Consider the following 11,865-nt stretch of genomic DNA (forward strand, 5'->3'; position numbering starts at 1 on the left):
CCCCCATCGCGATGGAAGACGGTCTGCGCTTTGCGATCCGCGAAGGCGGCCGCACTGTTGGCGCGGGCGTTGTGTCCAAGATCCACGAATAAGCCGTTAGGTGGGGACACCCCCACCCTGCGCCCCATCAAAGAAGGCCGCCCCACCCCCGGGGCGGCCTTTTTTTTTTTAGGGGGCTCCGGGCTAGGCTGTGCGCGTAGCAAAAGGCGGCCATCATGGACATTACCAAAGATTTCTTTCCCGGTGCGATTGGTCAGATCATTCAGATGCACGGGACCCATTATGCCACGCATTGGGGTTTCACGACCTACTTCGAGGCCAAGGTCGCACATCAGTTGGCTGCGTTCGCGGCGCGCAAAACCGATCAGGATCTGGTGCTGATCGCCCGTGACGCCGACGGGGTCGCCGCCTCGGTGTTTCTGGACCTGAATGACCCCGAATCCGGTGCACGCGGTGCGCATGTCAGGTGGTTTATCTCTGCGGATCGCTGCCGAGGTACCGGGATAGGCCGCAGGCTTATGGCGCAAGCGGTCGAACACGCCGAAACGCACACCCAAGGCCGCATGTGGCTGCGTACCTTTGCGGGACTGGAGCCTGCCTTGCATCTGTACCGCAGCTTTGGCTTTGAGCTGTATTCGGAAATGGAAGGCGATGCCTGGGGAACAGTCGTGAAAGAGCAGGAGCATCACCGCCCGGGCCACGCATAGAATGATTTTCCCCCCCATTGGTGTATATGCTCTTGATCCTCTCGCGGTTTCAGACTACCTCACCACTCGGCATAGGGGTTTAGCTCAGTTGGTAGAGCATCGGTCTCCAAAACCGAGGGTCGTGGGTTCGAGTCCCTCAGCCCCTGCCAAATAGACTCATGACGGTCATGCAGTTTCCGATGGTGATCGGGTTGGATGGCGGATCAAACTTCCCCCTGCGTATTATAATACTCTCCAGGTATTGTCCGGTGATTGCCCCAATGTTTGGGTTTTCATTCGTTGCGGAAACGATGTGGGGCAGGGTGTTGTGCTGGAGGTAGCTGCGCTTTTTCTTCCCGTGCCGGACGCTGACTGCGCCGCGAAACAGCCATAAATCAGCCATTGCTTTGCCGGAACTTTACGTCAGGGCCATGGGTAACGGCTCTGATTGATGGGGGTTTCAACGTGCGGCAGATGCTGAAGACAGCCATTCGGCATGAGGATGGCCATGATTCCGTCTTTGATGCAGTCCGCGAGACGATTTCAAGAGAAGCGTTGGATCGAGAGCGCTTTGAAGATGTTGGTCATCGCCCCATGCGACCGTTTGCGCTGAAAGCGGGCCCTATGCCGCGCCACGAGGCGCGTCCTTTGCCATCGCTTAAGCCGCAGCTGCACACGATGCCCGACAAGGTGTCAGATATGCCGGTTGGGCAGGCGGATGAAACGAAGTCCACCCAAAAACCCAAATCCATCACGCACGAGCGGAAAGCAGGGACAAAGCGCCTGTTTATTATGGGCGGAGTGGCTGTGGCGGGTGGGACGTTCCTGTTTCTGCACCCCCTGTTCGGTCTTGCACTGGTGGTGCTTTTGTTAAGTTCCTGTGCGGCGTCCTACATGATCTTGGGATACGACGGCTTTTGGCAGCGTGCCATGCAGCCTGCGCGCGCTTACGTCGCGCGCCATCCTGATCGCGCTGCAGATGTCTGTAACAGCATCGACCAATTCGCTGTCCGCCTGGATGCCGTGCTGGACCGCATGCCGGAACGCATGGTGGCCGCATTGTATTTACCTGATATCAGCGACTTGGCTGCCATGGCAAAGCAGGGCCAAGCCACGACTGACCTGCGCATTGACCCATCGGCGGTACGCCAGGCAGTGCTGCCACAACAGAGCCCTGCGATTGTGCCCTTGAATTTGCGCGATTGGGCGGATACATCGCGATAATTGTTTGCATACAGGAATATCTTCATGGCCACGCTAAACCCGCTTCAGTTCATTCAGCAAGTGCGCTCCGAAGTGTCAAAGATCGTTTGGCCTACCCGTCGCGAAGTCATGCTGACGACGGTGATGGTCTTTATCCTTGCCGCCTTGACGGCCGTGTTCTTCGCCGTGGTCGATATTTTGATCCGGGGCGGTTTGCAGTATATCCTTTCCGCCTTCGGCTGATTGCGCAGGCGGGCGGGCGCAAAACCGCACGCAGCCTCTTGAATCATTCGGATATGCGGGCTATTGCGCAATCCTAATCTGGCAAAGGGCGCGCTGCGATTCGAGTTGCGCGCCGATTTTTTGTTCAGGAAAGGCAGGCGGTTGCCTGCGTTCATACAGACATTTGATGCCGCAGATGTGCGCATCGCAAGACAGGGACCAGAGTTCAGATGGCGAAAAGATGGTATTCGGTCAGTGTTTTGTCGAACTTCGAAAAGAAGATTGCCGAACAAATCCGCACCACGGTCGCCGAGCAGGAGCTTGAGGACCAGATCGACGAAGTACTGGTCCCCACCGAAGAGGTGATCGAAGTTCGGCGCGGCAAGAAAGTCACGACAGAGCGGCGCTTTATGCCGGGCTATGTGCTGGTGCATATGGAAATGTCCGACCGTGGCTATCACCTGATCAACTCGATCAACCGCGTTACAGGTTTTCTGGGCCCACAAGGGCGCCCGATGCCGATGCGCGACGCCGAAGTAACCGCGATCCTGGGCCGCGTCCAAGAGGGCGAAGAGGCACCACGCACGTTGATCCACTTTGAAGTGGGCGAGCGCGTTAAGGTTGCTGACGGTCCGTTCGAAGATTTCGACGGCATGATCGAAGAAGTCGACGACGAGAACCAGCGCCTCAAGGTGTCCGTGTCGATCTTTGGCCGGGAAACCCCGGTCGAACTGGAATTCACTCAGGTCAACAAACAGGTCTGAGCGGGTCGGCGGGGCAACCCGCCATGCGGTGGCGACACCGTTCGTTTGTGGGAGGCAAAGCTGCGCGCAGCCAAGCCGGACCACGCTAGAAAACGATCACAACGCGTTGTGATTGCTTAGGGTGGGTGCAAACCCACCGACAACAAAGGAGAAGGCCAATGGCCAAGAAACTCGTCGGTACGATGAAGTTGCAAGTTAAAGCGGGTCAAGCGAACCCATCCCCACCTGTTGGCCCCGCATTGGGTCAGCGCGGGATCAACATCATGGAATTCTGCAAGGCGTTCAACGCCAAGACAGCGGACATGGAGCCAGGTGCCCCTTGCCCGACCGTGATCAGCTACTATCAGGACAAGTCCTTCACCATGGACATCAAGACGCCTCCCGCGTCCTATTACCTGAAGAAAGCTGCCAAGATTAATTCCGGCGCGAAAACACCAAGCCGCGAAACCGTTGGCACCGTGACCACCAAGCAACTGCGTGAAATCGCAGAAGCGAAGATGGCCGATCTCAGCGCCGTGGATGTTGAAGCCGCGATGAAGATCATTCTGGGCTCCGCCCGCTCCATGGGCATTGAGGTGAAGTAAGATGGCAAAATTCGGAAAACGCACCCGCGCCGCACGCGAAGCATTTGTTGGCAAGGAAAACCTGTCGGTTGAAGAAGCGGTAACGCTGATCAAGGCAAACGCAAACGCGAAATTTGATGAAACCATCGAAATCGCCATGAACCTCGGTGTTGACCCGCGCCACGCTGACCAGATGGTCCGTGGTGTGGTTGGCCTGCCAAACGGCACTGGCAAAACTGTACGTGTTGCAGTGTTTGCCCGTGGTCCTAAAGCAGAGGAAGCCACAGCAGCCGGTGCCGACATCGTTGGCGCAGAAGACCTGATGGAAGCGGTTCAGGGCGGCAAGATCGACTTTGACCGTTGCATCGCGACACCTGACATGATGCCCATCGTTGGTCGTCTTGGTAAGGTTCTTGGCCCACGCAACCTGATGCCGAACCCTAAGATCGGTACAGTGACCATGGACATCAAAGAAGCTGTCGAAGCTGCCAAGGGCGGTCAGGTTCAGTTCAAAGCTGAAAAAGGCGGCGTTGTGCATGCCGGTATCGGCAAGCTGTCCTTTGACGAAGCCAAGCTGGCTGAAAACATTCGTGCCTTCGTTGGCGCAGTGTCCAAAGCCAAGCCTACAGGTTCCAAAGGGACTTACATGAAAAAGATCGCGCTCAGCTCCACAATGGGCCCGGGCGTGACCGTTGAAGTGGACAACGCTGTTACAGAGTAACGCGGTTTTTAAATCAACGTTAATCTTGATTTGGCCCCCCGTACCTTGGTGCGGGGGGCTTTTTCGTGCGGTGCCGTTATTGCCATCCGCTGAGGTAGCTTGAAGGGGTTGCCGACACCCTGGACAAAGCGCAAACTGACCCGAACGTCTGGCCAGACGTCCGCCTTCATAGAGAGAAGTTTTTCTTGAGCCTCAATCTTAAAAAAGATCAACTGCGGTGGCTCGCCAAGAAAGGCGTGCGTATCAACGCACCGGCTGACGCCGATACCCTGCGCATTCCCGAACCTGCCTATGGGCTTGAAGCGCATTCCACCCATTCGGCAGGCGGGGTCATGCCGCTTGGATCCTACAGCTACGCGCATTCCTTTGCCCGACATGTGGAATACGTTGGCCGTTACTGTTCAATCGGGGGAGGCCTTCAGACCTATACCAATACGCATCCTGTGGACCGAGCCTCGACCAGCCCGGTTTTCTATCAGCGCCGCAAGTTTCGTGAATGGGGGGGCGATTTGGTGCAGGGCGATTTGCTGGTCCCGTTCGAGCCGCCTTCGGCCAAGGTCCGGATCGGCAATGACGTCTGGATCGGAGAGACTGTTCGCATCAGGGAGGGGGTCAGCATCGGTGACGGTGCAATCATTGCGGCAGATGCTTTGGTCACGAAAGACGTGGCACCTTTTGCGGTTGTGGGCGGGGTGCCGGCGCGTGTTATCCGGCATCGCTTTGATCCCGATTTATCGTCTGCCCTTTTGCAGCTGGAATGGTGGCGCTACTCGGTCTCTGATCTCATTCCCCTACAGCCGGACCAGCCAGTGCAGTTCGCTGTCGCGCTTGAGGCGGCGCTGGCAAAGGGCCAGTTGCAGCCCAGGGCCGAAGATCGTTTTCTTCTCCGCGACTTGCTGCGAACCCAAGGTGCAGGTTGAACCGGGCATCATTCTGACGCCCACTGGCAGCCGGTTGAGCCATGCTTTCAAGCTATGCACCTGTTTTATCGCTCTGGTCGTCAGGGTTCGCTGCAATCGCCTTCTTCGCGTCATTGCTCCACGTGGCGAGTTTTGAGACCTGATTGATGTAGAATGTGCGTTCCTCTTCGCTTTGCCCATCATCGACATACCAGGGGCGATGCTTGGCGATGAAGCCCGGGCCAGCGATGCGCAAGGCTGGAACGCGTGCCTGTCGCTTCCCATATTCTGCGAGTGTTCTGGTCCCGGGATCATCCGATGGAACATGCAGAAAAAACGTTGTGTCGACAGCGGCCGCGTAAACATTTTCCTCCAACGCGTGCCGCCAGAACTTTCTTTCCCACTCTCGGATGGTCCGGTTGTTGAAGGCAGCGGACAAGCGAATGTCCTTGAAATCCTCGCTTTCCGAAACATCGAGTGCCAGGCCGACCTTGATCTTTTCAAACCGACGGCCCCAGTCGAACATCCGCGTCATAAACAGGGGGTCAGGTGGTGTTGGCAGCAAGAAGTCGGGATCAGTAAAGATGAAGGCGGCGTTTGGCTCAATCCGCCTTTGCGCCTCCAGCAACGATCTGCGTGGACCTATATTATCGCCCAAAGCCACAAGGGTGGCGCGACTTTTGAAGGAATCCGTCTCGAAATAGGCAAGCAGCGGCGCGTAGCACGAAGCATTGTCGAGAACGGTTATGTTTCGAAACCCGTGTTCATGCAGCCAATTTACCGTGTCGCGCAGATACGTCAGTTGATTGAACGAGTTTACAAAGACGGGCAAAGACCGCCTTAGCGCCGCTTCGGACATGTCGGTCGTCGTCATGGGGTTAATCCATCCAAGGGGCAAAATGGTGTTATGTTTACGTGCAAGCGGCCGGTAAAATCAAGTGAGGCTGGCGCGGGGATGGCTATCCTCAGCCCAAGCCCCGAGATTGCTTGCCCAAAGATATGCTGTTCGCGTCCATATATTAACGGGTCGAAAATGAACGCGGTTGCAAAAGCGGCCACGCTGTGGCTGAAATAGCTGGATTGCCCCTTGGCATCGGTGAAAACTCTTTATATAGAGGCCCTCGATTCACCTGCAGTTTCTGCGGGTGAGTCTTCTGTCCGAGACGAAGGGTGGCCTAAAGCCTTAATTTCCTTTCCGAGATGGGAGACGTTAGAATTACCGAGCGCGCAAGCGTGAGGGCATTTTGGCTTATTCCCGTAAAATGGACCAAGACTGTTTGCGTAAGCAAACTTAATTGAGCCGGGGGGTAACCCCCAGATTTGGAGTAAAACTGTGGATAGAGCCCAGAAAGAACAGTTGGTCGACGAGCTCGGCCAAATCTTTGAAAGCTCTGGCGTCGTTGTGGTTAGCCACTACGTCGGCCTGACAGTTGCTGAGATGCAGGACCTTCGTGCGCGCGCTCGCGCTGCGGGCGGGGCCGTGCGTGTTGCCAAAAACAGGCTCGCCAAAATTGCCCTTGATGGAAAGCCCTGCGAAAGCATTGCTGATCTCCTGACGGGTATGACCGTTCTGACCTATTCCGAAGACCCCGTGGCAGCAGCCAGGGTGGCCCAGGATTTCGCCAAAGAGAATCAAAAGTTTGTGATTCTCGGTGGTGCAATGGGTGAGAACGTATTGGACGCCGCCGGTGTCGAAGCCGTGTCCAAAATGCCTTCGCGTGACGAACTTATCGCCACAATCGCGGGCATGCTGGGCGCACCTGCTTCCAACATCGCTGGGGCCATTGGCGCACCTGCAAGCAATATCGCATCCATCTTGTCCACGATCGAGGACAAGGCGGCTGCGTAAGCAACATCGTCAAGCCGGCGCAGGGTTGTACACTCGCGTTGGAACACACATATCGTTAACGGAAAGAGCTGAACATGGCTGATCTGAAAAAACTGGCAGAAGACATCGTTGGTCTGACACTGCTTGAAGCACAAGAACTGAAAACCATCCTCAAAGACGAGTATGGCATCGAGCCCGCCGCTGGCGGCGCAGTGATGATGGCTGGCCCTGCCGATGCAGGCGCTTCTGCCGAAGAGAAAACTGAATTCGACGTCGTTCTGAAGAACGCCGGCGCATCCAAAATCAACGTGATCAAAGAAGTTCGCGGCATCACCGGTCTTGGCCTGAAAGAAGCCAAGGATCTGGTCGAAGCCGGCGGCAAGATCAAAGAAGGCGTCGACAAAGCCGAAGCCGAAGAAGTAAAAGCCAAGCTGGAAGCAGCTGGCGCAGAGGTCGAGCTGGCGTAAGCCATTCGATCTGGGTGCCGATTTTTTTGCAAAAGTCGGACCGGAATTTTTGAAAATTCCGGGGCAGCCCGTAAAATACAAGGCTGGATGGGGATATTCCCTGTCCAGCCTGATCTGTTTTGACAAGTATTTCGGCTGAAATGCTTCTCTGGATAGGTCCTAAGGGTCGGAAGAGGTGCGGTGGGACGTGTCTCAAGAATTGACCAGGATTTACCGCTCTTATGGGCGCGCATCACGGCCCCGGTGATGGCGTGCTCGGCAAGAGACACGAAAGGTGACATGACACATGGCGCAATCCTTCCTTGGCCAGAAACGTCTACGTAAATACTATGGCAAAATCCGTGAAGTTCTGGAGATGCCGAACCTGATTGAGGTTCAGAAATCCTCATATGATTTGTTCCTGCGCTCCGGCGATGCGGAAACACCGACAGATGGCGACGGCATTCAGGGCGTCTTCCAGTCGGTATTCCCGATCAAGGACTTCAACGAGACCTCCGTTCTTGAGTACGTCAAGTACGAGCTTGAAAAACCGAAATACGATGTCGAGGAATGTCAGCAACGTGACATGACCTACGCCGCGCCCCTGAAGGTGACGCTGCGCCTCATCGTGTTTGATGTTGACGAAGACACAGGCGCGAAGTCGGTCAAGGACATCAAGGAACAAGACGTATTCATGGGCGACATGCCTTTGATGACCCCGAACGGCACATTTGTCGTGAACGGGACCGAACGCGTGATCGTCAGCCAGATGCACCGGTCTCCCGGTGTGTTCTTTGACCACGACAAGGGCAAGACACACTCTTCGGGCAAGCTTTTGTTTGCCTGCCGCATCATTCCTTACCGCGGTTCCTGGCTGGATTTCGAATTCGATGCCAAAGACATCGTCTTTGCCCGGATTGACCGTCGTCGTAAATTGCCTGTCACGACATTGCTCTACGCGCTTGGTCTTGACCAGGAAGCGATCATGGACGCGTATTATGACACCGTCACCTATACGCTGAAAGCTGGCGAAGGCTGGGTCGCACCATTCTATCCGGACCGTGTCCGTGGCACCCGCCCGACCTACGATTTGATCGATGCCGCAACCGGCGAAGTCTTGTTCGAAAAGGGCAAGAAAGTAACGCCACGCGCCGTCAAGCAGCTGGTCGATGAGGGCAAGGTGAGCGAACTGGTTCTACCATTCGAGCACATTGTCGGCAAATTTGCGGCACGCGACATCATCAACGAAGAAACCGGTGCGATCTATGTCGAAGCCGGCGACGAGATGACGTTGGAATACGACAAGGACGGCACACTGATCGGCGGCACGGCCAAAGAACTGGTTGATGCCGGTATAACCGAGATCCCACTCTTGGACATCGACAACATCAATGTCGGCCCGTACATGCGCAACACCATGGCGATGGATAAGAACATGAACCGCGACACCGCGCTCATGGACATCTACCGCGTCATGCGTCCGGGCGAGCCGCCCACAGTCGAGGCCGCGTCGAACCTTTTCGACACGTTGTTCTTTGATGGCGAACGCTATGACCTGTCCGCGGTTGGCCGTGTTAAGATGAACATGCGTCTTGCGCTGGACAAGGAAGACACGCAGCGCACGCTGGACCGCGATGACATCGTATCCTGCATCAAGGCACTGGTCGATCTGCGCGACGGCCGTGGCGACATCGACGATATTGACCACCTTGGTAACCGTCGTGTGCGCTCCGTTGGCGAACTGATGGAAAACCAGTACCGCGTTGGTTTGCTGCGTATGGAACGCGCGATCAAGGAACGTATGTCCTCGGTCGAAATCGACACCGTCATGCCCCAGGACTTGATCAACGCCAAGCCGGCAGCGGCTGCGGTGCGTGAATTCTTCGGCTCTTCGCAGCTGTCGCAGTTCATGGACCAAACCAACCCGCTGTCCGAGGTTACGCACAAGCGTCGCCTGTCCGCGCTTGGACCAGGTGGTCTGACACGCGAACGCGCAGGCTTTGAGGTACGCGACGTTCACCCGACCCACTATGGCCGGATGTGTCCGATTGAAACGCCTGAAGGTCCGAACATCGGTCTGATCAACTCGCTGGCGACTTTTGCCCGCGTGAACAAGTACGGCTTTATCGAAACGCCCTACCGCAAGGTATCGAACGGTGTGGTTTCCGATGACGTGCAGTACATGTCGGCGACCGAAGAAATGCGTCACACTGTGGCGCAGGCCAACGCGAACCTTGATGAGAACATGAAGTTCGTCAATGATCTGGTTTCGACGCGGAAATCCGGTGACTATACCCTGTCGCCGTCCGAAAATGTTGACCTGATCGACGTTTCGCCAAAGCAGTTGGTGTCGGTTGCGGCATCGCTGATCCCGTTCCTGGAAAATGACGATGCGAACAGGGCCTTGATGGGCTCGAACATGCAACGTCAGGCTGTGCCTTTGCTTCAAGCCGAAGCACCGCTGGTCGGGACCGGTATCGAAGAAGTCGTTGCACGGGATTCCGGCGCGGCCTATATGGCCAAGCGTGGCGGCATCATCGACCAGGTCGATGCATCGCGCATTGTTTTGCGCGCGACCGAAGACCTTGAGCTGGGCGACGCAGGGGTAGACATCTACCGCATGCGCAAGTTCCAGCGTTCCAACCAGAACACCTGTATTAACCAGCGTCCGCTGGTGAAAGTGGGCGACACGGTGGTTAAAGGTCAGGTTATCGCTGACGGTCCGTCGACCGACATGGGTGAACTGGCGCTTGGTAAGAACGTGATCGTCGCGTTTATGCCTTGGAACGGCTACAACTACGAAGACTCCATCCTGATCTCAGAGCGGGTTTCGCGCGATGACGTGTTTACGTCCATCCACATCGAAGAATTCGAAGTGGCGGCACGCGATACAAAGCTTGGGCCAGAGGAAATTACACGCGACATTCCCAACGTTGGTGAAGAAGCGCTGCGCAACCTCGACGAGGCGGGCATCGTTTACATCGGCGCGGATGTTGAACCGGGTGACATTCTGGTCGGTAAGATCACACCAAAGGGCGAAAGCCCGATGACGCCAGAAGAAAAACTGCTGCGCGCCATCTTTGGTGAAAAAGCATCCGACGTGCGTGATACGTCCTTGCGGGTCAAGCCGGGTGATTTCGGTACAGTCGTCGAAGTCCGCGTCTTTAACCGTCACGGCGTTGAAAAAGACGAACGTGCCCTGCAGATCGAACGTGAAGAAGTCGAACGTCTTGCCCGCGACCGGGATGACGAACTCGGCATTCTTGATCGCAACATCTACGCGCGTTTGCAGTCGATGATCATCGGCAAGACCGCTGTAAAAGGTCCGAAAGGCGTCAAGTCGAACTCGGAAATCACCGAAGACCTGCTGGCAACCTTGTCTCGCGGTCAGTGGTGGCAGTTGGCCCTGGCGGATGAAGATGACGCCAAGATCGTCGAAGCCCTGAACGAGCAATACGAGATCCAGAAGCGGACCTTGGATGCACGGTTCGAGGACAAAGTCGAAAAAGTACGTCGTGGCGACGATTTGCCCCCAGGCGTGATGAAAATGGTCAAAGTCTTCGTGGCGGTGAAGCGCAAGCTGCAACCGGGCGATAAAATGGCCGGTCGTCACGGTAACAAGGGTGTTATTTCCAAGGTCGTTCCGATGGAAGACATGCCATTCCTCGCGGATGGTACGCCGGTTGACTTCTGTTTGAACCCGTTGGGCGTTCCATCGCGTATGAACGTTGGTCAGATCCTCGAAACCCACATGGGTTGGGCTGCGCGCGGCTTGGGGATCAACATCGACGAGGCGCTTCAGGAATATAAGCGCTCCGGCGATTTGACACCTGTTCGCGAAGCAATGAGCCACGCCTATGGCGAAGATGTCTACGAAGAAGGCATTGCCGGCATGGACGAAGCGACGTTGTTGGAAGTGGCGGGCAACGTGACCCGCGGCGTGCCAATCGCGACGCCGGTTTTCGATGGTGCCAAGGAAGCAGACGTGAACGACAGTTTGACACGGGCCGGGTTCGATACCTCGGGTCAGTCGGTGCTGTTCGACGGCCGCACAGGCGAGCAGTTTGCCCGCCCCGTGACCGTTGGCGTCAAATACCTGCTGAAACTGCACCACCTTGTGGATGACAAGATCCACGCGCGTTCCACCGGTCCATACTCGCTGGTCACCCAGCAGCCATTGGGCGGTAAAGCGCAGTTCGGTGGTCAGCGCTTTGGTGAGATGGAGGTCTGGGCACTTGAAGCCTATGGCGCTGCATACACCCTGCAGGAAATGCTGACCGTTAAATCGGATGACGTTGCAGGCCGTACGAAGGTCTATGAAAGCATCGTCAAAGGCGAGGACAACTTCGAAGCCGGTATTCCGGAATCGTTCAACGTTCTTGTCAAAGAAGTCCGTGGCCTTGGCCTGAATATGGAACTCCTGGATGCGGAGGAAGACGAGTAAGGGCATCGCCGGAATTTTCTAAAATTCCGGCCCGATTTTTTCGAAAAAATCGGGCCCCCTCCTTTCGCTTTCGAGATTAATCTAAGGAT

The 11,865-nt window shown here is 56.1% G+C and carries 12 protein-coding genes and 1 tRNA gene; 12 read left to right on the forward strand and 1 reads right to left on the reverse strand.

Annotation, left to right across the window (positions count from 1 at the left end):
• The 9 genes from RGAI101_RS22630 to RGAI101_RS15430 all read left to right on the forward strand — a co-directional run.
• Positions 1-92, forward strand: a 92-nt coding sequence (locus tag RGAI101_RS22630) for a hypothetical protein (RefSeq protein ID WP_217624939.1), incomplete at its 5' end; no start/stop codon positions are given.
• Positions 93-215: 123 nt separating this feature from the next.
• Complete coding sequence (locus RGAI101_RS15395) at positions 216-707, forward strand: GNAT family N-acetyltransferase (protein WP_008227209.1); 492 nt, start codon at positions 216-218, stop codon at positions 705-707.
• A 73-nt stretch (positions 708-780) separates the two neighbouring features.
• Positions 781-856, forward strand: a tRNA-Trp gene (locus tag RGAI101_RS15400).
• A gap of 304 nt (positions 857-1,160) precedes the next feature.
• Complete coding sequence (locus tag RGAI101_RS15405) at positions 1,161-1,910, forward strand: hypothetical protein (protein WP_008226658.1); 750 nt, start codon at positions 1,161-1,163, stop codon at positions 1,908-1,910.
• Positions 1,911-1,934: 24 nt separating this feature from the next.
• Positions 1,935-2,132, forward strand: coding sequence for a preprotein translocase subunit SecE (gene secE / locus RGAI101_RS15410; RefSeq protein WP_008225799.1), 198 nt, complete (start codon positions 1,935-1,937; stop codon positions 2,130-2,132).
• 209 nt (positions 2,133-2,341) lie between these two features.
• Positions 2,342-2,875 carry a transcription termination/antitermination protein NusG gene (gene nusG / locus RGAI101_RS15415; protein ID WP_008226363.1) on the forward strand — a complete coding sequence of 178 codons (534 nt, stop codon included), beginning with the start codon at positions 2,342-2,344 and terminating at the stop codon, positions 2,873-2,875.
• A 158-nt stretch (positions 2,876-3,033) separates the two neighbouring features.
• Positions 3,034-3,459: a 50S ribosomal protein L11 gene (rplK, locus tag RGAI101_RS15420; protein ID WP_037228475.1), complete on the forward strand. Its 426-nt coding sequence runs from the start codon at positions 3,034-3,036 to the stop codon at positions 3,457-3,459.
• 1 nt (position 3,460) lies between these two features.
• Complete coding sequence (gene rplA / locus RGAI101_RS15425) at positions 3,461-4,159, forward strand: 50S ribosomal protein L1 (RefSeq protein WP_008229283.1); 699 nt, start codon at positions 3,461-3,463, stop codon at positions 4,157-4,159.
• A 185-nt stretch (positions 4,160-4,344) separates the two neighbouring features.
• A complete protein-coding gene (locus RGAI101_RS15430; protein WP_008228240.1) occupies positions 4,345-5,079 on the forward strand; it encodes a CatB-related O-acetyltransferase in 735 nt (244 codons plus the stop codon).
• Positions 5,080-5,131: 52 nt separating this feature from the next.
• Here the strand turns inward: RGAI101_RS15430 and RGAI101_RS15435 are convergent, their stop codons facing one another.
• Positions 5,132-5,932: a hypothetical protein gene (locus RGAI101_RS15435; RefSeq protein ID WP_008228477.1), complete on the reverse strand. Its 801-nt coding sequence runs from the start codon at positions 5,930-5,932 to the stop codon at positions 5,132-5,134.
• A gap of 459 nt (positions 5,933-6,391) precedes the next feature.
• Here RGAI101_RS15435 and rplJ point away from each other — a divergent pair, with 459 nt between their 5' ends.
• From rplJ to rpoB, 3 genes are all read left to right on the forward strand, one after another.
• Positions 6,392-6,907: a 50S ribosomal protein L10 gene (gene rplJ, locus RGAI101_RS15440; RefSeq protein WP_037228479.1), complete on the forward strand. Its 516-nt coding sequence runs from the start codon at positions 6,392-6,394 to the stop codon at positions 6,905-6,907.
• A gap of 74 nt (positions 6,908-6,981) precedes the next feature.
• Entirely contained in the window at positions 6,982-7,353 is a 372-nt protein-coding gene (gene rplL / locus RGAI101_RS15445; protein WP_008225443.1) for a 50S ribosomal protein L7/L12, read from the forward strand.
• Positions 7,354-7,639: 286 nt separating this feature from the next.
• A complete protein-coding gene (gene rpoB / locus RGAI101_RS15450) occupies positions 7,640-11,776 on the forward strand; it encodes a DNA-directed RNA polymerase subunit beta (RefSeq protein WP_008226966.1) in 4,137 nt (1,378 codons plus the stop codon).
• The last annotated feature ends 89 nt before the right edge of the window (positions 11,777-11,865 follow it).

The sequence above is a fragment of the Roseobacter sp. GAI101 genome, assembly GCF_000156335.1.
Lineage (GTDB): Bacteria > Pseudomonadota > Alphaproteobacteria > Rhodobacterales > Rhodobacteraceae > Sulfitobacter.

What these genes read in the sequence shown, in the direction of transcription:
- nusG (WP_008226363.1), top strand. Translation starts at nt 2,342, where the DNA reads ATGGCGAAAAGATGGTATTCGGTCAGTGTTTTGTCGAACTTCGAAAAG.
- RGAI101_RS15405 (WP_008226658.1), top strand. Translation starts at nt 1,161, where the DNA reads ATGCTGAAGACAGCCATTCGGCATGAGGATGGCCATGATTCCGTCTTT.
- secE (WP_008225799.1), top strand. Translation starts at nt 1,935, where the DNA reads ATGGCCACGCTAAACCCGCTTCAGTTCATTCAGCAAGTGCGCTCCGAA.
- RGAI101_RS15435 (WP_008228477.1), bottom strand. Translation starts at nt 5,932, where the DNA reads ATGACGACGACCGACATGTCCGAAGCGGCGCTAAGGCGGTCTTTGCCC.
- rpoB (WP_008226966.1), top strand. Translation starts at nt 7,640, where the DNA reads ATGGCGCAATCCTTCCTTGGCCAGAAACGTCTACGTAAATACTATGGC.
- RGAI101_RS15395 (WP_008227209.1), top strand. Translation starts at nt 216, where the DNA reads ATGGACATTACCAAAGATTTCTTTCCCGGTGCGATTGGTCAGATCATT.
- rplK (WP_037228475.1), top strand. Translation starts at nt 3,034, where the DNA reads ATGGCCAAGAAACTCGTCGGTACGATGAAGTTGCAAGTTAAAGCGGGT.
- rplA (WP_008229283.1), top strand. Translation starts at nt 3,461, where the DNA reads ATGGCAAAATTCGGAAAACGCACCCGCGCCGCACGCGAAGCATTTGTT.
- rplL (WP_008225443.1), top strand. Translation starts at nt 6,982, where the DNA reads ATGGCTGATCTGAAAAAACTGGCAGAAGACATCGTTGGTCTGACACTG.